Here is a 23807-nt window from a genome sequence, read left to right on the forward strand (position 1 = left end):
AATTAACGGGGTGACGTGGTCAAGTAAAACGTTACAACCCAGTTAAGCTATTTTTTGTAACAGCAATTTAGCTTGTTTTTCATACTGATTGGGAGAAACATATCCTAAGAATGAATGAAGACGCTTGCTGTTATAATGCATAGCAATATAACTCAGAATATCCTGTTGCGCCTCCAGACGAGTCTGGTAGTTTTTCCACTGCACTAACTCTTGTTTCAAGGAGCCAAAAAAGCTCTCAGCTACGGCATTGTCCCAACAATCTCCCTTGCGGCTCATGCTCCCTGTGCATCCGTGTTGAGTCAACAATCGAGTATAGGGTTTGCTGGCATAGTCGAGTAAGCTGAAGGCCTTTCAACCTCCAGCTCCTCTAAGAACCCACCGTACCCGTTTCCGTGTAGTGGGCTCAAGCCTTTATTAAGCCAGACTCTCTGACCCAGCTGTACGTACTCTAGTCGATTTTGCAAAGCGCTGAAGTTTTTCCCTTTCGGCAAAATATTGTTTGTACTTTGGGTCATAGGGTGTCGCCTCGGCGCGGATTTTGATATGGCGCTTTATAGGTGTTGCGTTGGCATTTAACAACTTTAGTGTTTTATAGTGTCCTTGATGCAGTACTAACCCTGCATTAAACACCCAGTTGTCGCCACCTGTCGAGCAGAAATATTTTCTGGCTATCCAGCGCCGCCCTTTATTTCGATGTCGTCGTTTAGCCCATGCCCAAAGGGCTAAAAAAATATCGTTATCTACCTTACTAAAGACCGCTTTAGAAACCGCATGACGATAATAATTTGTCCAACCTCTTATTTTTGGGTTTAAGATGTTAATCAAATCCTTAGCGCTTGTGGCTTTAGCACGTGCTATGATATCTCTGATATGTGCCAGAAAGGTCTTAACGCTGTCCTTCGACGGTTTGATTAAGAGTTTTTCCTTGTATTTACGAATATTGTGTCCTAAGAAATCAAATCCTTGGTCAATATGGGTAATCGTGGTTTTCTCTTCAGATAGTTTCAAGCCCCGCTCGGCTAGAAATTCCTCTACAATGGGTTTTACTTTTTGCTCCAAAATTCCTTTTGTGGCTCCCGTAACGATAAAATCATCCGCGTAAATATAAACTTACCAGCCCCCATGTGACCCACTACGAAGATGCGCTTTATCATTTGTTAATAGCCCCTTAGTCGGATATTTAGAATCTTGGCATGTTGGAACGATGGCATGCTTCAACTCCCCAGTCTATTGACTGGCTGGTCAAAATCCAAGCACACTAGCAGTGAGCTTTTATTATCTGATGGGAAGTTGAGCTTATTGTTGTTATTATCCTTTCAAATCTGACAGTATGTCCAGATTAAGTCAAAACTAATTCAGTTGATGCATTTTTCAAAACAGGGTTGGCAACTGCATTGATTACACCATTAACATAAGAATCTCGTTGCGATTGCGATAAAGCAGCGATAAGGCGTGCATTAATTACGGTATGTAGGGACACGGGATTTGATCGCTTTTTCTCGGTATCATACACAGATCGAAATAGAGTGACGCCAAAGGCGGGTGAGCGGGCTATATTACAAATTGAGAGCGCGTACTCCTGTTCATCGCTAGATAGATTAATTTGTACTGATTTATTAGCTTTTGGCATTACTTTCTTGATTAGATTAGCTTGTAATAAATCTTCCTCGACTTCAATGTCTTCTTCCGTATATTCATTCCTGAAAAGAAAGGAATTCAAATTGACTAGCTTTTTATTGAATGCGAGACTGTCCATATACATAATGAGCGTCGCTTCAAGAAAATAGGAGATTACGAATTTTAAATCACTTAACTGTTCTGGACTAAATTTCAGAGAATCAGACTCCACTAAGTTCATGCACTCATGAAGACTCTTGGCTGCTAAATGATATTCACGCTGTTTAATCAACTGCAGGGATTCGTCAAACTTTAAGATAATGTCATGCGGAATATTTATTGTGGGGAGATTCCTGGCAAGAAGAAATTTGTCATAGTTAGAAAAAGGTATCTGCATATTGTTGGCGCGGAATTTAGCCATTTCCCCTGTGATTATAGTTCTTTTTGTTATTTCATCTATAGCAGGTTTCTCCACAAAATACTCGAGGCGTTCCAAATGTGAAAGATCGACTAAATCCTCAAATTTTATAAATTTGGGTTTAAGAATTTCCTCATTCTCTTTTAATGAGTTCGGTTGGTTTTTAACTCCAAAAAATGTCAATTGGGAAGCTGGATTGTCTGCTGAAAACTTCTGTGGCGAAGTCGGTGTGATTGCATTATTCGGAGTAACTGCTGGGTCAATTTTGTGTGAACCGGCTTCCTCCAATTTCTTTTTTGTACGCATTCTTTCTTTCCGAAACCAAGCATTAACTTTTGCATAGCTAACTCCAATTGTTTCCGCTAATTGGGTTTGTGTATATTTACTGGGTTTCGTATCCTGCTGAAATGCCTCTTTTAATAGAAGACGCTCAGATTCCTTAAAGTGATTGCTTTGGCGCGGCGTCATGCTTTTCTTAAGACTTCTTCTTTTCATATTGAAGTTATTCAAATAATTTGATTTGTGAAATTATAATAGTAAAACATTAAGAAAAAATTAATAAACTTGATTGATCATTAATCAGTTGCCGGGAGTGTTATCGGTAATTCCTTAGTAATTGGGGTTTAACAGGTAGTCATAAACAAGTGTGCTTAACATTAAATTGGCTTCGCGGGGGCCCCGCGGTCGCAGCCGCGGGGATTCGATAGCTTTTAATTCTCATGCACTTGTGTAGATACATGGGTCGAATGCCGCGGGGATTCGGATGGGCTCCGCCGCGTGCTTCGATTCGTATTTCTATCAATTAATATTTCCTTAATCTATATTGATTAGAATGGAAGCATATAGGTAAAAGGAGGATGTCATGGCTACAGCGACATCAACATCGACATTTTTCAGACAAGCCCCGGGCATTAACCAGCTGGTGAGGCCTGCTCCCCAATCTGCTGAGAAGCAGCTTGGCGGGTATATTAATGTTGGTGATGGAAACGATTGTTTCTTTCGTTCAGTAGCGGCTGGCATCATCAGCAAGGTTTTAAAAGATCCAATAAAAAATGAAAGACTGATTAAACAGATCTTGGATTACCACAAAGAAATATTCCCTAAACCGCAGCAGCATGAACGCGCCCCTTCTTATGCTGCCCGTCTGAAACTTTTAATGGCTGCACAGCCAATCACGCAGTTCGTGAGGGATTTGGGATTCACCTTACGCCAAATAGCTGTGGATGAGATTATTTCTAATCTGATTGTGTATCAGGACGCATTCACTGATGACATGGAATCGGTGGATATGATGCGAAAGGGGGATACCTGGATTAATGATACTGTTTTGCGTGATGCCCTGGCATACCGCCTGGCTTTGCCTATTGATATTCATGAAATTGAACATGGAAAACCATTGCATGCCAGCCATCATTCCCTTCCGCCCGCAGGTGTCATTCCCGCTTCCAAGATAAAAATCCAGCTCCTGGGCAAACACTATATGCCTTCTGTAACCAACATAACTGTATTTGAAAAGCTTAATGCCGCTGCTTCCTTACCTCAGCTGCCTGATTTTAAACGATCAAATGATCCTGACATTAAAATGCTTAAAGCCCAGCTTAAGGAAATCAGACTGGCATTGCACCAAAAATATCAGCATCATGTGAAGAACTTGAATGCAAAAAAAATTGATAGAGAAACACTCATGTCGATTTATGAAACAGAAATGAAGATAATCGGCAATGACTCTCCTTCTGTTCGTTATCCAGGTACCGAGCATGGCCTCGAGCAGTTTTTCCGCAAGATAATGCGTCATACGCAAAGGAGTGAAGCAATCAATATCCAGCCCGGGGGAAATTTCCAGACTAATACGGCTCAGATCTTATCCATGCTATTTCACGCGGCTTAAGCCTGGGAATTTTCAATGAAGAAAGAGTTCTGGCGTTTCTTGACGAAGAGCCAACCGCAGATGAATCTGCGGTCAACGGATTATCTTATAAGTAGCCTCGTTCCTTCATCCACTCGTCACTGGCAAATTTAGTCATGTAATTGCGGATGGAATCAGGTAGTATCACCAGGCATTTATCCCCTTTTTTTAAAGATTGGGCTGCCTGTAAGGCCGCCCAGGCTGCTCCACCGCTGGAGCCACCTACCAATAAGCCTTCTTCCCGGATCAAACGCCTCGCCATTCTGAAAGAATCTGCATCGTTGATTTTAACATAGCTGTCAATTAATTGATTATTTAGAACATCGGGAAAGAAATCATAACCGATGCCTTCAACATCATAGGGTTTGATTTCATCGCCGCCACCCAGAATTGAGCCGATTGGATCAACGCCTACCACCTGAATGCTTGGGTTATATTCTTTCAGGCGTTTGGCAATGCCGGTAATAGTACCGCCGGTTCCCACGCCCGCGACTAGCATCGTTAGGCTTTTCCCAAAATCCTCAATGATTTCTTCGGCAGTGCCATAGTAATGGGCATTGGGGTTATTGGGATTGGCATATTGATCAAGAATATGAGAGTTCGGGATCTCTTTTTGCAGGCGGCTGGCGAGGGAAATATGACTTTCCGGATCATTCCAGGCGGCTGCAGTGGGTGTTCGGTATATTATGGCGCCCAGGCGTTCGAGAGCCACCTGTTTTTCCTGACTCATTTTATCAGGCATGGTAATAATCACTTTATACCCGAGCACTGCGCCAGCTAAGGCGATGCCAATACCTGTATTGCCTGAAGTGGGTTCAATTAAGGTATCGCCTGGCTTGATCCGGCCTTCTTCCTGGGCTTTTCTTACCATTTCATAGCCAATACGGTCTTTTACCGATCCGCCTGGGTTAAAAAATTCGCATTTGGCATAGAGTTCGCAATCGAGCTCTTTTTCCAGCTTATTTAAACGTACAACCGGCGTTCGGCCTATCGTTTCCAGAATATTTGAATAAATCATGAATGACTCAGATAAAGAAGGAGGAGCTTTACTTTAACAAGGAATTTTACCGGGAACAATTGCTAAATAATTCCGCAATGGCATCGGAATGAACTGTTTTCTTGCCAGGACCAGGTGTCAAATCAAGTATATTGATTTTACAAGTTAAATTACAACAGCTAGAATTTTAACTTGTATGGAACAACTAACCGCAAGGAAAAAGAATGATGAAAAGAAAACTCGCTTGGGTTATATTGGCAGCCCCTTTGGCATTAACTGGTTGTGAGGCAATGGACTCCATGTTTGGAGGATCCGATCATAATGAGCCGTATTACCAGGCTAAGCGTTCTTCCTCTGCCAGTAGCGACAAGAAAAACACCAGTTCTTACCAATCCTCATCCCATAACAGTTCGTCCAGTAGTAACAGCTCTGCTTCCTCCTCTTCTTCAACACAACCAGGAAGCGCTGCACAAAGTGTTACCTCTGTAAACGATAGTTCGCCTTCTGATATCAGTAATGCGGCCACTACACCAAAACAACCAGCACCAAGCGGCGCTGTACCCAACACTAGCCCGATGGTGGGTCAATAATCTGTTAGAAGGAAATGGCATGACTACTGTTGCTGATGTTTTTATAGATACCCTGGAAGAAGCTGGTGTTAAACGAATTTATGGAATTGTTGGCGATTCCTTAAACGGCTTGACGAATGCCCTGCAGAAAAGAAAGACAATTTCCTGGGTTCATACAAGGCATGAAGAGGTTGCGGCTTTCGCCGCGGGTGCTGAAGCGCAATTAACCGGCGAGTTAACTGTTTGCGCTGGCAGTTGCGGCCCTGGAAATGTCCATCTTATTAATGGCCTGTATGACTGTCAGCGCAGTAATGCACCGGTGTTGGCAATCGCAGCGCATATCCCTTCTCCTGAAGTTGGCGGTGATTACTTTCAGGAAACGCATCCCGGAATTCTTTTTAAGGAATGCAGTGTGTACTGCGAAGTGATCTCGTCTGTTGAGCAGATGCCGCGAATCCTGAAGATTGCTATGCAGACAGCGATTGCTAAACGAGGAGTGGCAGTGATTGTCATTTCCGGGGATCTGGCCATGCAGGAAATGCCGGCACAGCACGCCCCTGCCTGGACCCCGGCAGCTAAACCCATTGTTGTGCCCGATAATGCCCTGCTTAAGCAGCTGGCGAAGGAATTAAATGAAGCAGAACGCGTCACTGTTTTTTGCGGCATTGGTGCGGCAGATGCACACAAGCCGTTAATGGCGATGTGCGATAAATTAAAATCGCCGGTTGTGCACACGCTGCGCGGCAAACCATTTGTTGAATACGATAATCCCTATGACGTTGGTATGACCGGATTGATCGGGTTCTCCTCCGGCTATTACGCCATGGAATCCTGCGACCTATTGCTCTTATTAGGAACCAGTTTCCCATACCGGCAGTTTTATCCCGAACATGCCAAAATTATTCAGATTGATATCGAGGGCAGCCAATTAGGCAAGCGTACTGATATTAATCTGGGGGTAGTGGGTGATGTGAATGCGACGCTGGAAGCCTTATTGCCCTTGCTAAAACCCAAAACTGACAGTTCCCATCTTGAAAAAGCGGTTAATCATTATCGTCATGCCCGCAGAGAGCTGGATGATCTGGCGACCGCCAAGCCTGGTAAAAAATTAATTCATCCCCAGTATCTTGCAAAACTCATTAATGAAGAAAGCAGCGGCGATGCCGTCTTTACCTGCGATGTCGGCACGCCAACCGTGTGGGCAGCCCGTTATCTGATGATGAATGGCAAGCGCCGCCTGCTAGGATCTTTTAATCATGGTTCGATGGCGAATGCCCTGGCGCAGGCCATTGGAGCGCAGGCAAGTTATCCTGACCGTCAGGTCGTTGCCTTGTGCGGCGATGGTGGTTTTAGTATGCTTATGGGCGATATGCTGACCCTGATTCAAGAGCAGTTACCGGTTAAAATAATTATTTTTAATAATGGTACGCTTGGGTTCGTCGAGATGGAAATGCATGTTGGCGGAATGCTTGAGTACAGTACCGAATTGGATAACCCCAATTTTGCCCAAATGGCCGGGGGGGCGGGTATTCATAGCCAGCGTGTGGAGGATCCGGCTGATTTGCGGGATGCATTAAAGGCCGCCTTCAAGCATCAGGGGCCGGCGCTAATTGATGCCCGCGTCAACCGTAACGAACTGGTCATGCCGCCAGCAATCAATATTGCCCAGGTAAAAGGCTTCAGCCTTTATATGATGAAAGCGATTATCAATGGGCAGGGTACGGAAATTTTCAATCTGGTAAAAAATAATTTATGGCGTTAGGATTTTCATGGATACTTTAAAACAACAGGCTGCGAAAGCTGCCCTGGATTACGTGGATGACGATATGGTCATTGGCGTAGGGACAGGCTCAACGGTTAATTTTTTTATCGAGCAGCTTGTTGCCGTCAAACATCGGATAGATGCCTGTGTTGCCAGTTCGCTGGCAACTGAACAGCGCCTGCGGGCATTGGGACTGCCTGTTATCGACCTGAATGTCGCTGGTGAAGTGGCCGTTTATATCGATGGCGCGGATGAAGTGACTGCCAGTTACCAGATGATTAAAGGCGGCGGCGGTGCGTTAACCAGAGAAAAAATACTGGCAGCGGCCGCCAGGCAATTCATTTGTATTGTCGATGAATCAAAGCTTGTGAAACGCCTGGGCGCATTTCCGGTTGCAGTAGAAGTTCTGCCAATGGCGAGAAGCCTGGTGGCAAGGCAACTGGTAAAGCTGGGCGGTGATCCGGAGTACCGCGAAGGCTTTATCACAGATAACGGCAATATCATTCTGGATGTCTATAACTTTCAGATGGATGATCCGGCAGTACTCGAAGAGTCTATTAAATTGCTGCCTGGTGTTGTTGAAAACGGCCTGTTCACCAGGCAATTGGCAACTAAAATCATTGTCGCAGGTAAGCAGGGAATCCAGGTTGTTTGATGAATGATTCCTGGTATAAACTTGAAGCGGATCAATTGATCCTTTATCTGTATATCCAGCCTGGCGCCAAAAAAACGGAGATTTGCGGTCTGCACGGGCAAAGCCTGAAAATCAAATTGGCCGCCCCTCCTGTTGACGGCAAGGCCAATAAAGCCTTGATTAAATTTCTCGCGGTGAAGCTGGGCGTTGCGCTGTCGGCAATTAGCCTGCGGGCTGGTGAAAAGTCCCGTACCAAAACAGTGGGGGTCCAGAGCGCCAACATGGAGACTCTGTTAAATCATTTTAAACAGCTCTTCAGTATAGAATAAGCGTTAAAATCTGCTACACTGAAAGTTTCCTCTATTGATAACGGACTATCATGAGATTATTCCATTTTTTATGCTGTCTATTAATTTCTGCAACTTGTTTTGCACAGGCTAAAGAAATAGCCATTACAATCGATGACCTGCCTTTAGTGGGGGGGAGTATGAATACCCCCGGCAACCAGCAACGCTCCACCGAGAGATTCAACCGAATTGTGCAGGCACTGGTGGATAATAAAGTACCTGCGACCGGTTTCATTATTGCCGGCGCTATCGCCAAGGGGCAGTGGGAGTTCCTGGAAGAGTTTCGTAATGCCGGTTTTATGCTGGGGAACCATACGTATTCCCATTACAATTTAAATCGCATGAATGTCGATAAGTATATTGCTGACCTCGATAAAGCAGATAAAAAACTGGCAAGCATCATGACGGAACCCAAATATTTTCGCTATCCCTATCTGGCAATGGGTAATAAAACCTCAAAACCGAAAGTATTGGCCTATCTCAATGAGCATCACTACACCATTGCGCCGGTCACCATAGACAGTAAAGATTTTCAGTTTAACGAGCAGCTTTACAGAGTTCCTTACCGTATGCGTGAAAGCTATGTTAATAAATTGATACCACGCTATCTTGCCTACATGTGGAAGCAAACCTTAAGGGCAGAAAAACAGGCAGACGGAAGACCAGTTAAGCAAATTCTCCTGATTCACGCCAACCTGCTAAACAGTTATGCTATGCCGGATATTATCAAAATGTATCGTGATAATGGATATCAGTTTATCAGCTTAACGGAAGCGCTTAAAAATCCCGCAACAGAGATTAACTACGGTACTGAAGATAAGAACACCGATGATGATGAACTGGAAAAAGAATTAATGCCATTTGCATTTGAGTGACAAACCGTCTTTTCGAGCATAGCGAAGTAATCCAGATCAGGGCTAGGAAGAGGCACCGGAGACTGGATTGCGTCACTTCGTTCGCAAAGGCGATCGTTCCAAAAGTGGCAGCCTCCGTCTTTTCGAGCATAGCGAAGCAATCCAGAATCGGGGCTAGGAGGAGGCACCGGAAACTGGATGCGTCACTCCATTCGCTAAGACGGGGCTTCGCTCCCTAACTGGACAAACTAACTCGCTACTGTTTGCTTTTCTGTTCTAAGAGTTCATCAAATAATTTCTGTTTTTCAGGGGGTAGGGCAGCGCGCCTTAACTTCATCATTTCCTCGACTGTTCCCTGCACGCAATCCGGGGAAAGGCGATCAATAATTAAAATGCCATTCAGATGATCGATCTCATGCTGTAATACGCGGGCATAAAAGCCTTCGGCCAGCTGCTGGTGCTTTTGGCCCTGCTCATCAAAATAACTGACTTCAATTTTATTGAAACGGGGTACTTTGCCGGCTTTGCTGTTCACTGAATAACAGGCTTCAAAATCCGCTATTTTCTCTTCCCCTACCGCCCGGTATTCCGGATTAATCATAATATGCATGGGATAAGTGACCACATTTTCGCGCAGTAAAGCTGCGCTTTCCGGGATGAACAGGGCAATGATTTGCCGGGAGCTGCCGACCTGCGGAGCGGCCAGGCCCACTCCACCAAGATTTGCCAATTTTTCCTTCATTGCCGCGATGAGCCTTAAATCTTCAGTAGATAAGGGAAATGGGACTGGCTTGGCAGTGGAGGTGAGGACTGGTTTTGAGGCCTCGTCTTCAACGTGAACGATTGTCAGGGCGTGGCTTATATGACTGGTCATAAGTGCTCCAAAGATAATAATTGCCAGACTGAATATCTTCATTACTGTTTCTGATTCCAAATTTATGGCATATGATAGCACCAGATTCAGTAAAAGGAGGTAAAAATTAATGATTAATATGATTGAAGAGTTTATTGAGCACCAGAGGGAAATCCTTTTTTATTACTCGCCCTATACATTCCTTAAGCACATTGAAAAAAAAGAATTGACCGATCAAACAGTTGTACAACCTCTTTTGAAAAAAGTCATTGCAGACGACATGGAGGTTATTGAAATCTATGTAAAAAAAGAACCGCATCTTTTTATTTTTAATAAATTAAAATGGGATTCGGATTACTTTGGATTTGAAGTTTTCAAAATAGAACATGTACTGTACAAACATAACAACATGGCATTGTTGAGAGAGGCAATAAAAATATTCGCATCTGAATTTGAAGCGAAAGGTAACTGCTACTTGTTTTCTTGTATTCCCTGTGAGGATATTAATTTATCGCAGGCATTATGTTCTACCAGTTTTAGCTTGGTTGAAACAAGATTGAATTATTATTTGGAAATAAAAGAAGTGTTTGATAGCACTCGATACCCGGCAAGAAATGCCCGGGGTGAGGATATTGCGATTCTGAAAGAGATCGCTAAAAGACAAAAAAATATTTACGATAGGGTTCATGCCGATCCTGCGTTTTCCGATGAGGTAGCCGATGAGTATCTGGGTACCTTTATTGAGCAGGCCATCAATGGCTTTGCAGACTTCACCCTGGTTCCTGAATTGGATAATACCCCGGCATTCGGATTTTTGTCGTCAAATAATCCTACTGAAATTTTAGGTGAACGCATCGCTAAACTGGTATTAGCAGCAGTGGATAATTCTGTTCATAAGGGATGGATGTATAAGCTGTTATCTGAAGTGGTATTTCAGCTCAGACAAAAACAGGGAACGATACTCACTACAATCACGCAGTCAGCTAACAGGCCAGCGATTCGGACTTGGGAAAAAGCAGGATTTAAACTTGGGTTTACCAGCTATGTTTTTTCAGTGAAATATGATTAGTTGAGCCAAGTGCGTGACTACGGCTAACCGAATACCATGGCAACGATTTTCCGAGTCCCCGCGGCATACCCTCTCGAATCCCCGCAGCACACCCTCTCGAATCCCCGCGGCATCGACCGCGGGGCCCATGTCTGACTGACCCTCACAAATTTAGACAGCCAAACTCAGCTTATATCTCAATCCGTTCGGCCTGAGTGCCAAGCCTTCGAGACGGCGCTTTGCTCCTCCTCAGGCCGAACGGTGTTAATACAATTTGGGATAGACTGTTTCTATTCGTTAGCTAATGCATTGGTGTAGATAGCTATGGGTCGATGCCGCGGGGATTCATATCAATTACACTGCCGGTGGATGGACTGGCGGTATCTCCGCATCCAAATCATCCACATCGGGTACGCTTGCCTTGCGCCCAAATAAACCCTGCTTAACCAGCGGGCTTTGACCGTAGCCATTTGGATTTATGGGGGTTGGAAACTCCTTATGGGTGGCGGAATGTAACTGGTCATAGCTTTTGACATGCCCTGGCTTATAAAGGTGGAGCGCTTCAAGCAGGCCGAGAAAACATCGCTTTACCCAGGCAAGGCTAAACATATCCAAATGCTGTCTGGCGAAAATGATGGTTTTAAATACCGGGCTTTCGACACCTGATTTTAAAGTCTCCAGGCGTTCTTTGACAGGGATCGTCGTATCATCGGCAATGGTTTCCAGTTTTTCGATTTCAAGTTGTTTGGCACTCAAGGTTTTCTGGCTTTCATACAGTGATTTTTGATTTAACAAGGCATCACTGGCATAGTCAAAATAATTTTTAAAGGCATTCAGGGCGGTTTTAACTTTGTCTAATTGCTGGTAATAAGCAAAGTTTTCTTTTTGGAATTCGCGTGCTTTGACTATCAGTAAGCGAGCGATTTTCTTCTGAATGTCATTATCGTTCAATGCCTGAGCGACAATGTCTTCTTTAAAAGACATCAAATGTTCTTTCAGTTTTTCTTTATTAACCGTATGTAAGCCAACCTGACGGTTAATGATAAATGCGGTGTGTTTATCAAAAGCCTCACGGGTGTATTTTTCACGGAATGCCTGATTTTCCTGAGCTTGTCTGGCTTGCATCTGTTCAAGATGGGCCGCCTTTTCCTCTGCGGTTTTTTTGGTCAATTCACGACTGGCTAACTCACCCTGGAAATAGCTGTAAGTACTGCTTACCCGGGCTTTAATGTTGGCTAGCTTAACGGGGGTTTTAAGATTGGAACTATGGATTAACTTATCAATCAATTTATTTTCAGGACTGATATCCTTGGATACAGGCAGCTTTTTATGATGCTCCTCTAATAGGGGGTAAGCCTTCTCATAAGCTTCCAATACTGAATCACCTGCTTTGTTGAGGGCTTTATCCAGCCGTTCTTTCATTGCCTGATCTTTCTCAGGGTGTACCTGATTTCTAAGTCCGTTTAAGTGCAGATAATGATCAATTGCACCCATTAGGCTAGCGAGCGGCTTCATCTTCTCCTTTAGCGGCTCAAGCTGTTCTTCGGCCTCGTCCAAACGCTTATTAGCCTCGGCCAGGCGCTGGGCGGTTGGCGAATCAGAAAAAACCAGCTTCATGTGCTGCTCTGAGCGAAGCTCCAATGGTTCGAGCATGCCGTTGTAGAGCTCGTCAAGAATCAGTTTCATGGGGCCGGACAATTTACCCGGCTCTAAATGAAGCTTATCTTCCCATTTGTCTACTTCCAAAAGAATTTTGGCAAAGGTGACGGTATTGATTTCTTCCAGATGATCCATAATAAAGTTGTGGGTAATACCGGTAAATTCGCCCAACTTTACGCGAAGCTCCTGAAAGAGATCATACATCACAAACGTTTCACCCAGGAGTTTGCGAAGGGAGTCCGACTTGGAAATAATCCGTTCAATATTGATGACTACTTTCTTGGTGTTTGTCTGGATAGCCTGGCGTTGTTCGGCTGAAAGATTATGATCGCCCTCCAGGGCAGCTTTAATTTGTTCAGGCACCATGAAAAAAGCCTGCAGGGTATACCATATCGCGTTATAGCGCACTTCACCAGGAACTTCCTGAGGATCGACCTTGGAAGCATCAGCCAGATAAGGCTCGCTTTCCTTCATAACGACCTGTTTCATTTCCCGCGCTTTGGTCAGTAATTCTTGCGTAAGCATGGAAAGATGCGGATCGGATGTCAGCGATTTGCATAATTCATAGAGTTCGGAAATATGCCCGTATGCTTGCAGGAGATGATAAACATAAATCAATTTAGAACTGTTATTATCGAGTTTTTGTAATTTCCCAATAATATGCTCAAAATGATATAAGGCATTAAATAGCTGTTTAATAGCAAGTACCTGACGGCTTTGCGCAAGCACTTTATCCGGATCTTCAAGTTCCGGGTAAGGCAGTTTATTGGGCTGCTGGCTGGCCAGATGCAATTCATTCCTGACTGCAAGATTAAAGGATTGGGTCAGATTCATCAGGGATTGACGAAATTCACCAATCTTTTGCGCATAGTGATCATGCTTTAGTACATGATTTGCCCGGCTGCCGTAATTCAGATTGGGAAGCAGCCTCGGAGCTGTGTGGCCGCGGGCGGCGGTTACTGCTGTAATGAGCGGAGAGAGCGTTTGCAACTCCTCCTGCCTGAAAGGACTGGCCAATGCCTCGGCAAAATCAGATTTAACAGTAAATGGAGGCATTTCCGTTAGTTTTAATTCGTCAATGCGTATTGCTGCAGGAAAGTTAAGTTTTGAAGCCAGGCTTTCCTTCAGTTTTTTATGCCCCAATTCCTGATAGTGTGTTAGCTTCGCTTCACAGCTGGCATCAAGTTGTGTAAGCGTTTCTTTAAACCATGCCTTATTTTTCAGGAACGTGTCAGTCAGTACCCTGTCACCGGCTTGGGAGTTCAGGTTAGCAATGATTGCTGCATCGGAGTTCTGTGCGGCTTTCAGCCCCTCTGGACTGGCTTTGGCCATCGCTGCCAAAAAGAAAGGGCGGAATTGGAAGTAGTATTGGCGAGCGAGTAATTTCTCACTGGCAGGCAGGTCGGAAAGATGTTCGCTGTTTGTACTTGCTATCAAATGGATAAACTGTTCGTAGGCTGTTCCAGCTTGGTGTAAATCGTATGTCCTAAGGGTATAGTAGGCATGGAGGGCATAAGCCTGGTCATGAGATAGATCCTCTAATTTGGCGATTTGTACTCCATAATCCATTTGCTTGGCATTAAGCGCTGCGCTTTCTTTAGAAGATAGATTTAAAGCCTCTGGCTCGTTAAACAGAATAAGATCCTGTTTTATATCGACCGGACGCAGCAAGAAATCGGTGCCCTTAACAATTTCCTGCTCCAGTGCATAATTTGTATCGACAATATGCTGCTGCGAAGCCTCGGGCTGGTTTATCGCCTTACTGATTAGCTCTTTGTTAGCGATTAAATTAGTAATCCAGTCCATATTTTGATAATTATGAACATAATAATCATAAAAGGTTTTTATACCGTAAAATCTGGAGCGTGACTCCCCGTTGAGCCCATTGACAATGGCTTCTTCGAGATCGGAGTTTAATTGGAGTACATGAGTTCGAAAATAGACAAAGTGCTCTTTTAGCTGCTGCTTGGTTTCAGCAGGCAGGTCGATTAAGCGTTTTCCCTGAAACTGTTGATCCTCAATAATATTGTAGAAAGACTCAAAAGCAGCCTTTATCTGTTCGGATTTATTTAAATTCTGCAGCGCCAATTGCTGGCGTTGTCTGGCAGGCTGAATTCTTGTTTTCAATGCCGTCGCTGAACCTTGCAGCTCAGGCGTGCTGGCGGTCAGTGCGAAATGCCTCTCTGTTTCTTCAACCAGATTGTGAACCATAGCCTGTAAGTGCTGCTCAAGCGCTGAAGTTAAGCTGCCATGCGCTAATTGAGCCTCAACCTCCATTTGATCCGCTACGCTCAGCAGCTGGGGTATCGTTTTTTCTCTCATCACCAGGAGCTTATGACGAATAAACTCAGGGTTAGATGCATTATTTTGAGACAACTCTCTTAAAATATAAAATGTTTGACGGCTTATTTTGTGCAGTAGTTGCGCGCCAGATGCTTTAAGTGCTGGTGGAATAGAGTCATTATTCCATTCCTGGCTTGCTTTGTGCAGATCCGACAAGCAAGCGCCAAACTCTTTAACTCTTGCCTGGTCAATCGGCAAGGCTTTTATTCTCTCAAAATCCAGAAAAGGAATGTTCTCAGAGATCCCGGTATTTAAATCAGGCAAATCTTTCTTCGTAAGGAGATCGCTCACGGTTAAGCCGGAGGGGCTTACCACCGTATATTTAAGCCCCGCAGCGCTTGCTTCAAAATAAATAACTTCTTTTCCAGCAAAGCCATAATTCAGCGGTTCAGCTGCAATATTGGCCAGCGGGTTAGTAGGGGAAGTCGTCCCATTTCTGAGCTGTAATTCAGGAGCCGAAGAGCCGCCGCTTAAATCCAGCTTCGAAGATAAAGCACTTGTTAATTTGCTGGCAGAAAGATTGGCATACGTCTGCTCCCGCTGCTGGCAAATATCGCCAATTTTTTGCAGATCACGCTTAAACTGTGTTTTTAAATCAATGAAAAAGGATTTTTCTATACTGTTCTTAACAGGACCTGTACCTAATGCTTGAGATAAGTCAGAGTTCAGATTTTCTAAAAGATCTGCTTCCAGTTTTTCAAGCACCTGTCTCGAAGCGCTCTCGCCGATAGAGGCCATCAGGTAAGGCTGAAATTGATAAAAGCATTGCCTGGCAATTGATTGATGTTCCTCACCAAGATTATCTAGCGTCAGGGCGGGAGATTTCTCCAGCAAGTCAATCAATTGGTCAAAAGCCTCAATAGCCTGCTCTATGTGAATAGACTTGATTGCATAATAGGAGTGTAGTTGCTGCGCCTGTTCAAACGACAGTTTACGGGTAGCGGTAATTCGTTTACTGTATTCTTCTTTTTTATATTCAAATGCGGGTGATTTCTGTTCAGAAAACCCCAATACATCCAGTTCATTGAACAGTATCGGATTAGTGACCTGGGCAACTGGGCTTAATACAAAAGTGGTTGTCTGCAGCAGCTTCCCGGCAAGTTTGAAATTGGCTTCACGCTCATCGTTTTGCTGCTTTATTTGATCTTGCAAAACTTTGCCGATGGCTTCTTTATTTGCCAGCACATGGACAATCCAGTCATTCGTCTGATAACCATAGGCATAATAATCCCAGTGCTTCTTTAGCATGTAGAAAGGCGAGCGGCCTGGGGAGTTTAATCCATTGGCAATGCTGGCCTCCAGGTCAGGGTTTATGTCAAGTAAATGAGAGCGAAAATAAACAAACTGCCTTTTCAATAATTCTTTGGTGTTAGGAGACAAATCAATAATTCGACGTTCTTTAAACTCATCTTCCTCGAGAATCTGATAAAACGCTTCAAAGGCTTCCTGTGCTTTGTTGAGCAAGACTGAATTATAATGACTAACCTCCATTCTTTTTTGGATGGGAGCAAGCCGAGTCTCCAGTGCAGGGGCAGGAACAACCCGCAGGGGAGGGGTAGTTTTCAAAGCAGGGTATTTATCGTAAACAATCCGCGTTATTTCATAATGGAAACCGCAGAGATTATTAAATACAGGCGTGGTAAAACTGTTCTGCACGACTTTTGTATGAAGTTCAATTTCATCCGTCAGACTTAAGAGTCGGGGGATAAGTTGTTCGCGCAGATTTGTTAGTTGTACTCTTACAAAGTCGTAATTTGCCGGGCCATCAGCAGCAAGTGCTTTAGCCAGTATTTCCAGGTACAGGTTACCTATTTTTGCCAACAATTGGCTGTATTCCTGCTTTAGCGCGGCATCTAGCGCCGGGTGTTGGTTTAGCTGTTCATCCAGTTGAAACAGTCTGACGATTTGATTTTCAAGCGGTGAACGAACTTGAGGGTCTAAAGGAAGTGTTGACAGGGTTTTTAGCTTGAGACGCTCCAGAATCTCCTTAATGGCATCGGGTACGATTAAATGAAATTTGTAACCATTGTGCTCATTTTCAAAATGGAGCTTAACCGCCCCGGAAATGGTTTTAGCCTGTTTATTTTCAACGAAGGGAAACTGGGCCTCCTCTGTTATTTCCTTGCTTCGCTGCAAGCGTGCCAAAGCGCTATATTCTTTTTCCCGCTCTTCGCAAACGGATATGGCTTCAGCAAAAGGGATATTCATCATCGGTTCACTCATCCCAAGCAGCTGGGAATTAATCCGATGCAGTTTAAGGTCTGAGGGGGTGTCTGTTTTGCTATTTAAACTGTCGATAATCTGCTTGTCCAAAAATTGTATATTGGGCAGGGCAGATAAGATCTGGCAAAAACAGGGTTGAAAAATGTTATACCAATTTCTTAATTGGGCTTTATCTTCTTCTGTAAACCGGAAGAGGGGCAGGCCGGGATATTTGTCCATTAAGAGCATAAAGGACTTATAAGCCGCCCTTGCGCTGAGCAACTGCTCCTTTGTGCTGGTATAAAAACTGGCTAGAGCAACGCTTTGTTTTGAATTCAATTCGCCCAGCCGGGTAACCTTTGCTCCCCATTTGTCTTTGGCGTCAAAGCCATAAGCCGGCGCGTTCTCATCGCTTATTTTCAATACTTTTTGCTCGTTAAAGGTGAGCGGTTGACGCGCAGGATCATTCGGGGAAAGTGTTAACTTTGCATTGGTGTAGATGGATTGAACCAATTCAATATTAGAGTTGATGTGAAAATTCTGAGTATTGATTTCCCGATCGAGCAGGTTGCCCAGATTGACTGCATGGTTCAGAAGATTGGCAATCCAGTCCACATCCTGGTATTTTTTCCACCAGCCTTCGTAAAATTCATTAACCATGTAGAGCTGGCTTTTCTCTCCGCCATAAAGACCACATACAATTGCATTTGCCAGACTGACATCATACTGCTCTACTGTATGCTTAAAATATGAAAAATAAGTGGTCAGTATCTCTTTTACAGACGGCGGGAGATTGTCTATACGCAGGCCGCGATACTGGGGGGAACTGATGATGTTATAAAATTTGAGAAAAGCGACTTTAGCGTCTTTGGCGTTGTGTAATTTTTGCTGGGCCTGATCAATCCTGGCCTGCGTTTCCTGAATTCTCAAATCAAGAAGTTTACTGTCCTCCAACACCATTAATGCAGGGGCCTGCTGGACAAAATCAACGTATTTGCCCGTATATTCAATAAGGACATCGTAAAGTGCTTTTATCTGCGTATTTAAAGGGGCGGATAAAGAGCCGGGCTTCAAAAGAAACTGATCTTCAATTTTATCGGCCAGTGCAAAAAGGGGCGGCAGCAACTCATACTTTAATTTGGACAACTGCGCGCAAACTGCAGCTTGTGAGGCCTCATTCATATTCAGAGCCTGCTTCAAAATACTGGATGATATGGTCACTATATTATTGAGGACACTGATATAATGGATGACTTCCAGTGGTAAAAACAGGCTATTGTCCCGAAGCAACATAAGCGAATTTCCCATGGTCATCGCACTGGCTTCCAGGGAGGCAAATGCTTTTTTGTCGAGACCATGTTCTTTTAAGGTCGCAATGGCTATCGGATCAAGAGGCACTCCTTTCTCAATGACTTTTTCTAATAAGCCCTCTGTGTAATCTTTAATCTGCTGGGTATAGCTCTGAAGATATTTGGGGAATTCATGACAGAAAAAGCTTAGGAAATCATAATCGACCTTACCATCCTTTGGCTGCATCTGGGCAACGGCGACCCCAGCAACATAACCTGCATCATGCGCATGGTTTCGGGCAAAATCACTGGCTTTCTCAAGCATCTTCATGCCTCTTTCCGGCGAATCGGCATAATTTTGTATATCAGAAAGCAGGTTTTCACCTATGGCAAATTCACGGGAAAACATTTCAACCAAATCCAAATCGAGATGGGTAGCCAGATAGCAGGCAGTGTAAGCATGTTCAATAGTGCTGTTGAGCAGCCTGGATATATCAATTTCCCGTTGCGTTTTCACATCCACTGTCTGATTTCTCTCTTTGGCAATAGCAATAATGCCATCTTTTAACAGTGACAGGTTTTCTACTTCATTTTCCTCAATCGCAAAGCATAGCCTGTCAATCTCTTCTTCAGTGAAAACCTTTTTCAGTTCATCGATGAAGACTTTGTCGACAACGAGTTTTTGATTGAGCGTATTAATGACATAGTAAACAAGAGGCAGTTGGCCTGCTTTAAGTAAGTTGGACCCCAATTTTTTTTTGAATGCATCTATTTTTTCAAATTCGCCTGCTTTTAAGGCAGTGAGGAATTCGATGCTTCCTTCCTGGCCAAACATGATTTTAAGATCATCGGCATTAACCGAGCCTTTAACAACCTGCTTTTTGTCCATTGGATGAAGAAAGGAGTAATGTATGATGCTCTCTCCTTCTTTAACTTCCTCTCTCAGATAAAGCGTGTCTGCATTAAGATTGTCGTCCGCAGGGGCTGCCGCAATCCTAAAATGGTCCAGGGGGTTGCGCAGATAGATTTTACCCGGCACCGGTTTTTTATTTTTTTCGACCAAATCAAGATGGTAAGTGCCGCGGATATTTAAGCTTTCCAGGTCAAGAAAAGCCATTTCACCATGATATAAAGCATTGATGAGATCTTTGATCTGCACCACTTGACGCGGTTCGCTACTATAGTCCTTAACAGTATGGCCTGCTTTGGTGGTGGCTTGTAATATAGTTGGCAGAGCTGCCTGGATACTTTCAATACTTAAGGGGTTGCTTAGTTGTATGTTTAAACTCTTGGGATTAAGTAAAGCGCTGATTTTCTTGTTAGGCGGTGCGATGACCGTATATTCGAGTTGATCGTCTTTTATACGAAAATAAATTTTTCCAGGCTCGATTGCGATGTTATCCGGCTCGGCATCGGCCGCAAGCAGAATAGGCAGATAGGATTTCGGGAAGGGAGTTCCTACTGTGTACATGGTGGAGAGATGGTAGCTCAGGTGATCATGGAAGCGAAGTGAAAACTTGACCTCCCCTTCCTCAGAGATATAATCGTAGCCTTCTGCAAGTTTCTTGCAAATTAATTCCCTCTGAGCGCGCAGAATGGCAGCCACTTGTTTGTCTTTAAACGATTCAAGTGTAGCCAATTGCCTGTCAGTGAATTCCGTAACAGGATTAGAAAAAATATTTATGAGGGCTTTGAGCTTATCGAGCACGATGTTATCACTTTGAAATATTTCATACTCTAATAATATATGCTGAACATTAAGTAAACCTTAAAAATGGTTTTATTTATCCAGAATGCCCTTTAAGGATGAATACTGTTGTGCAGAAGGTAGTGTTTGCAAGTAAAAAGTATATAATTCCCTGAAACTGCGCAAGAATAATTAAAAATGAATTCAGACAAGTTTGCAGACATCCGCCGGGAATATGGCAATCTCACTTTGGACGAGCACCTGGAACGAGATCCCTTTGATTTGTTTCGGCGATGGTTTAATGAGGTGATGAGCGTAGAAATCCACGATCCAACGGCCATGGTTTTATCCACTACTGATGAAAAGGGCTTGCCTGATTCACGTGTGGTTTTACTCAAGGGAATCGAGGATAATGCGTTTTTGTTTTATACCAATTATGACAGCGCCAAAGCAATGCAGTTAATTCACCTGCCTTACGCGGCGCTAAACTTTTTCTGGCCGCAGTTGGTTCGCCAGGTCCGTATCCGCGGTCGGGTCCAGCGCAACTCTCCTGAGCAATCCGATGATTATTTTAGCAGTCGACCGCTTGCCAGTCAGGTCAGCGCCATCGTTTCTCCGCAAAGCAAAGCCATTAGCAAGCGCTCCCAGCTGGAAGAGTCGTTTAATGAACTTCTTGCAAAACACAGCCAAAAGCCGATTATCCGTCCCTCCAACTGGGGAGGTTATTTAGTACTTCCTGATGAATTCGAATTCTGGCAAGGACGGGATAACCGCCTCCATGATCGCCTGCATTTCCGGCAAGAAGCCGGCCAATGGATCTGCCGCCGATTAGCCCCGTAGGTTGGGCTGTAAAGCCCAGCGTTATCAACTCATAGGTATCTACACCTCTTTGAAAACACAGTCTGTTCTTAGCTTCTACTACCCTCGGTTTTGTCCGAGGGATCCAGACGACTCATAGAAAAACACTGGACCCCTGCGGACAAGCCGCAGGGCTAGTGGAGATGTGTAGATACCTATAGGCTGCGACCGCAGCCCGCACGAAGCCAATTTAATGTTAAGCACACTTGTTTATGACGACCTCTTCAATCTTATTTTTTGGCAAGATTGGAACTTGTCTGAGGAGCATGCTACTTCAACAGGCAGGGGCCCCGCGGTCGGTGCCGCGGGGATTCAATAGCTAATATCAAATCTGGGGTTTACAGCCCAGCGTACAAACGAAGCCCAGCCTTGCCGTATCCAACGGCAAATTTTGCTAAGCAAGAATAATTGTCAAGATTTTGTAAATTGTGTTCTTCGCAGAGCACGTTGAATTTCATGAGCGTAGAATGGAACCATAAGCTTAAGAAATTGCTCCTACAAACTGGTGCGATAAATGCTTAAGTGATAATGAAACAATTTTAGCACGCGAAAGGGGTATTGACATGAAAGACACAACCGCTCTTACACCTTATTTACGATTACGTTTGAACATTGATCATCCGAGTCTTGAAGAGTGTTATGTTTTCGGTTACGAATGTGCAGTAGCGGAACTCTCTGAGGAAGAAAATCCCTATGTTGAGGGTACTGAAGAACATAATCAATGGATGGAAGGCTGGTGGGCAGGATTCTATGGTGAGGAACCATTATTTTCTTTAGCTGAAAATACGGAAGAAGAAAAGGCACCGCAGGCAGCAGCCAATGATCAATGGTATCACCATCCATTTCAGACAGCGTTTTTTACAAGCTTTTTGAAAATCACCGGGGCTTTGGCAGCTACTGCTGTAGTCGGTTATCAAGTTCTGGATCTGGTGGCCTGATGATAGTTAAAAAATAAACGGCCTCTTGCTCACAAAACAAGAGGCTGTAGCGTCTACTTAAACAGCTTTAACACCATACTTCGCATTCTTTCCAGCTCCGATGGATTAAATTCCTTATAAATCGTACTGCCGATATTCAGGCACACCGTAACCTGATCGCCAACTCCTTTAAGTAAATCGACCCCAGATAAACGAAGAATTTGAATTTCATCCTTAATGTCCTGTGCCCATGGATGGAAATAGCTCATATCTGAAAAGACAGGTAGGAAACACTGTCCATTTTCAATTAGGTAAAGCACTTCCGGGTTATCTTCTGAGGACTTTTTATCAATAGGAATAATAAAATTGGCCTTAATAAATTCAAGATAAGCCTTATTCGCTTCTTGGCTGCTCCCAGATAAAGCCAAAGCCTGCTTTACCGCGTTTTCTAATGCATTCATGGTCAAATTCTTCTCAAATTAAAAGGGGCAGAGTATAGCAATTTTTCTTGCCGTCAACGGCAAATAAGGGAAATTATTTCCGCCATTGCGGTGACTTCCTTCTGGTTTCGCGCTGGAAGCTTTGCTATGCCCGAAAGACAGCCATCGTCTTTGGGGCATAGCTGATCCTGCACAGTTTGGCGATTTAGTCTGCTTTCTGAAGCTCGTTGGCCCGTTCTTCTAAAATAGCCACTGCCGGGAGGGTTTTTCCTTCCAGGCATTCAAGAAATGCTCCGCCACCGGTAGAGATGTAGGAGATTTGCTGATTCAAATCGTAAAGGTCAATAGCTGCCAGTGTATCGCCGCCGCCGGCAATCGAAAAAGCATCGCTGTCAGCGATGGCAATCGCTATTGCGCGCGTACCATAGGAAAATTGTGGGAACTCAAAAACGCCGACTGGACCATTCCAGATAATGGTTTGCGCTTTATCAATAATATCCAGATAATTGCGGACAGTTTCCGGGCCAATATCCATAATCATATCGTCACTGGCAATATGATGGAGGGTTTTATTGAAAGCGGGGCAGTTTTCATTAAAGCTTTTGCCAACAACTGCATCTGTTGCCAAGGGCATTTTACAGCCTTTTTCAGCAGCCAGCTGCAGAATTTCCCGCGCCTCTCCCAGCAGTTCATCTTCACACAGGGAAACGCCAATTTCATAGCCTTGTGCTTTTAAAAAAGTATTGGCAATACCGCCGCCAGCAATCAGGTAATCAACCTTGGTCACCATTTGCTTTAGCAGGGTGAGCTTGGTCGACACTTTAGCGCCGCCTACAATTGCCACTATCGGTCGTTTAGGCGCTTTCAAAACCTGTTGTAAAGCTTCCAGTTCGCGCACCAGCAATGGTCCTGCTGCTGCAATTGGTGCAAAAGCAGCAACACCTACCGTAGAGGCTTGGGCACGATGGGCGGTTCCAAACGCATCCATAATGAAAATATCGCATAATGCAGCAAGTTTCTGGGATAAAAACCGGTCGTTTTTCTTTTCACCCATATTAAAGCGAACATTTTCACAAATGACTAACTCTCCCGGGTTTGTATTTATTCCATCCAGGTAATCGCTGACAAAACGGACAGGATAATTGAGATAGCTGGCAAAATAATCGGCTACCGGTTCAAGAGAAAAACGTTTTTCAAAGCGTCCTTCTTCCGGACGGCCCAGATGTGAGAGGACAATTACTGCCGCTCCCGCATCCAATGCCTGTTTTATAGTCGGAAGGGCAGCTTGTAAGCGCTGATCGCTGGTAATAATACCATCCTTGATTGGTACGTTGAGATCCTCACGGATTAGAACGCGTTTATTCCTGAGATCCAGGTCGCTCATTTTTAAAACATTCATGTTTTCTT

Annotated in this window: 16 protein-coding genes and 1 pseudogene; 9 read left to right on the top strand and 8 right to left on the bottom strand. The window is 44.2% G+C overall.

Going from position 1 to position 23807, the window contains the following annotated elements:
• Positions 1 to 42: 42 nt before the first annotated feature.
• From DYH42_RS01070 to DYH42_RS01080, 3 genes and pseudogenes are all read right to left on the bottom strand, one after another.
• Positions 43 to 330: pseudogene (locus DYH42_RS01070) on the bottom strand (IS3 family transposase); the annotation flags it as partial.
• An 84-nt stretch (positions 331 to 414) separates the two neighbouring features.
• A complete protein-coding gene (locus tag DYH42_RS01075) occupies positions 415 to 1104 on the bottom strand; it encodes a group II intron maturase-specific domain-containing protein (RefSeq protein ID WP_272946865.1) in 690 nt (229 codons plus the stop codon).
• A gap of 235 nt (positions 1105 to 1339) precedes the next feature.
• Positions 1340 to 2530 (bottom strand): homeobox domain-containing protein, encoded by a 1191-nt coding sequence (locus DYH42_RS01080; protein ID WP_083503085.1) that lies wholly within the window; start codon positions 2528 to 2530, stop codon positions 1340 to 1342.
• A 367-nt stretch (positions 2531 to 2897) separates the two neighbouring features.
• On the opposite strand from DYH42_RS01080, the gene DYH42_RS01085 reads away from it, so the two are divergent.
• Positions 2898 to 3923, top strand: a complete 1026-nt coding sequence (locus DYH42_RS01085) for an OTU domain-containing protein (protein ID WP_058523050.1) — start codon at positions 2898 to 2900, stop codon at positions 3921 to 3923.
• An 85-nt stretch (positions 3924 to 4008) separates the two neighbouring features.
• Here the strand turns inward: DYH42_RS01085 and DYH42_RS01090 are convergent, their stop codons facing one another.
• Positions 4009 to 4959, bottom strand: a complete 951-nt coding sequence (locus DYH42_RS01090; protein WP_058523049.1) for a pyridoxal-phosphate dependent enzyme — start codon at positions 4957 to 4959, stop codon at positions 4009 to 4011.
• Between the two features lie 203 nt (positions 4960 to 5162).
• Here DYH42_RS01090 and DYH42_RS01095 point away from each other — a divergent pair, with 203 nt between their 5' ends.
• From DYH42_RS01095 to DYH42_RS01115, 5 genes are read left to right on the top strand one after another with little or no spacing between them, the layout of a single operon-like run.
• Positions 5163 to 5528 carry a hypothetical protein gene (locus DYH42_RS01095; RefSeq protein ID WP_058523048.1) on the top strand — a complete coding sequence of 122 codons (366 nt, stop codon included), beginning with the start codon at positions 5163 to 5165 and terminating at the stop codon, positions 5526 to 5528.
• A gap of 19 nt (positions 5529 to 5547) precedes the next feature.
• Complete coding sequence (gene poxB / locus DYH42_RS01100; protein WP_058523047.1) at positions 5548 to 7269, top strand: ubiquinone-dependent pyruvate dehydrogenase; 1722 nt, start codon at positions 5548 to 5550, stop codon at positions 7267 to 7269.
• Positions 7270 to 7276: 7 nt separating this feature from the next.
• A complete protein-coding gene (gene rpiA, locus DYH42_RS01105; RefSeq protein ID WP_058523046.1) occupies positions 7277 to 7924 on the top strand; it encodes a ribose-5-phosphate isomerase RpiA in 648 nt (215 codons plus the stop codon).
• Positions 7924 to 8232 carry a DUF167 domain-containing protein gene (locus DYH42_RS01110; RefSeq protein ID WP_058523045.1) on the top strand — a complete coding sequence of 103 codons (309 nt, stop codon included), beginning with the start codon at positions 7924 to 7926 and terminating at the stop codon, positions 8230 to 8232. Before rpiA ends, DYH42_RS01110 begins: the two co-directional genes overlap by 1 nt.
• Positions 8233 to 8282: 50 nt before the next feature.
• Positions 8283 to 9125 (top strand): polysaccharide deacetylase family protein, encoded by an 843-nt coding sequence (locus DYH42_RS01115; protein ID WP_058523044.1) that lies wholly within the window; start codon positions 8283 to 8285, stop codon positions 9123 to 9125.
• A 235-nt stretch (positions 9126 to 9360) separates the two neighbouring features.
• Here DYH42_RS01115 and def read toward each other — a convergent pair whose 3' ends face one another.
• Entirely contained in the window at positions 9361 to 9978 is a 618-nt protein-coding gene (gene def, locus DYH42_RS01120; protein WP_058523094.1) for a peptide deformylase, read from the bottom strand.
• 109 nt (positions 9979 to 10087) lie between these two features.
• On the opposite strand from def, the gene DYH42_RS01125 reads away from it, so the two are divergent.
• A complete protein-coding gene (locus DYH42_RS01125; RefSeq protein ID WP_058523043.1) occupies positions 10088 to 11026 on the top strand; it encodes a GNAT family protein in 939 nt (312 codons plus the stop codon).
• Positions 11027 to 11359: 333 nt separating this feature from the next.
• On the opposite strand, the gene DYH42_RS01130 is transcribed toward DYH42_RS01125, so the two are convergent.
• The gene (locus tag DYH42_RS01130; protein WP_058523042.1) at positions 11360 to 20206 is read right to left on the bottom strand and encodes a hypothetical protein; all 8847 of its coding nucleotides are present in this window, start codon (positions 20204 to 20206) and stop codon (positions 11360 to 11362) included.
• 177 nt (positions 20207 to 20383) lie between these two features.
• Here DYH42_RS01130 and pdxH point away from each other — a divergent pair, with 177 nt between their 5' ends.
• Both pdxH and DYH42_RS01140 read left to right on the top strand, forming a co-directional pair.
• Positions 20384 to 21025 carry a pyridoxamine 5'-phosphate oxidase gene (pdxH, locus tag DYH42_RS01135; RefSeq protein ID WP_058523041.1) on the top strand — a complete coding sequence of 214 codons (642 nt, stop codon included), beginning with the start codon at positions 20384 to 20386 and terminating at the stop codon, positions 21023 to 21025.
• Positions 21026 to 21606: 581 nt separating this feature from the next.
• Positions 21607 to 21981, top strand: a complete 375-nt coding sequence (locus tag DYH42_RS01140) for a hypothetical protein (protein WP_058523040.1) — start codon at positions 21607 to 21609, stop codon at positions 21979 to 21981.
• Between the two features lie 53 nt (positions 21982 to 22034).
• Here DYH42_RS01140 and DYH42_RS01145 read toward each other — a convergent pair whose 3' ends face one another.
• Together DYH42_RS01145 and DYH42_RS01150 are read right to left on the bottom strand one after the other, a co-directional pair.
• Positions 22035 to 22421, bottom strand: coding sequence for an SseB family protein (locus tag DYH42_RS01145; protein ID WP_058523039.1), 387 nt, complete (start codon positions 22419 to 22421; stop codon positions 22035 to 22037).
• Positions 22422 to 22605: 184 nt separating this feature from the next.
• On the bottom strand, positions 22606 to 23799 hold the full coding sequence (locus tag DYH42_RS01150) for a phosphoglycerate kinase (RefSeq protein ID WP_058523038.1): 1194 nt from the start codon (positions 23797 to 23799) through the stop codon (positions 22606 to 22608).
• Between the last annotated feature and the right edge of the window lie 8 nt (positions 23800 to 23807).

Source organism: Legionella birminghamensis (genome assembly GCF_900452515.1).
In the GTDB taxonomy this organism is placed as follows: Bacteria; Pseudomonadota; Gammaproteobacteria; order Legionellales; family Legionellaceae; genus Legionella_C; species Legionella_C birminghamensis.

Bases quoted from the DNA above. Each gene is read 5' to 3' on its own strand.
- def (WP_058523094.1), bottom strand. From the start codon at position 9,978: ATGACCAGTCATATAAGCCACGCCCTGACAATCGTTCACGTTGAAGAC.
- DYH42_RS01085 (WP_058523050.1), top strand. From the start codon at position 2,898: ATGGCTACAGCGACATCAACATCGACATTTTTCAGACAAGCCCCGGGC.
- DYH42_RS01115 (WP_058523044.1), top strand. From the start codon at position 8,283: ATGAGATTATTCCATTTTTTATGCTGTCTATTAATTTCTGCAACTTGT.
- DYH42_RS01150 (WP_058523038.1), bottom strand. From the start codon at position 23,799: ATGAATGTTTTAAAAATGAGCGACCTGGATCTCAGGAATAAACGCGTT.
- DYH42_RS01110 (WP_058523045.1), top strand. From the start codon at position 7,924: ATGAATGATTCCTGGTATAAACTTGAAGCGGATCAATTGATCCTTTAT.
- poxB (WP_058523047.1), top strand. From the start codon at position 5,548: ATGACTACTGTTGCTGATGTTTTTATAGATACCCTGGAAGAAGCTGGT.
- pdxH (WP_058523041.1), top strand. From the start codon at position 20,384: ATGAATTCAGACAAGTTTGCAGACATCCGCCGGGAATATGGCAATCTC.
- DYH42_RS01095 (WP_058523048.1), top strand. From the start codon at position 5,163: ATGATGAAAAGAAAACTCGCTTGGGTTATATTGGCAGCCCCTTTGGCA.
- DYH42_RS01090 (WP_058523049.1), bottom strand. From the start codon at position 4,959: ATGATTTATTCAAATATTCTGGAAACGATAGGCCGAACGCCGGTTGTA.
- DYH42_RS01140 (WP_058523040.1), top strand. From the start codon at position 21,607: ATGAAAGACACAACCGCTCTTACACCTTATTTACGATTACGTTTGAAC.
- rpiA (WP_058523046.1), top strand. From the start codon at position 7,277: ATGGATACTTTAAAACAACAGGCTGCGAAAGCTGCCCTGGATTACGTG.
- DYH42_RS01080 (WP_083503085.1), bottom strand. From the start codon at position 2,530: ATGAAAAGAAGAAGTCTTAAGAAAAGCATGACGCCGCGCCAAAGCAAT.
- DYH42_RS01125 (WP_058523043.1), top strand. From the start codon at position 10,088: ATGATTAATATGATTGAAGAGTTTATTGAGCACCAGAGGGAAATCCTT.
- DYH42_RS01145 (WP_058523039.1), bottom strand. From the start codon at position 22,421: ATGAATGCATTAGAAAACGCGGTAAAGCAGGCTTTGGCTTTATCTGGG.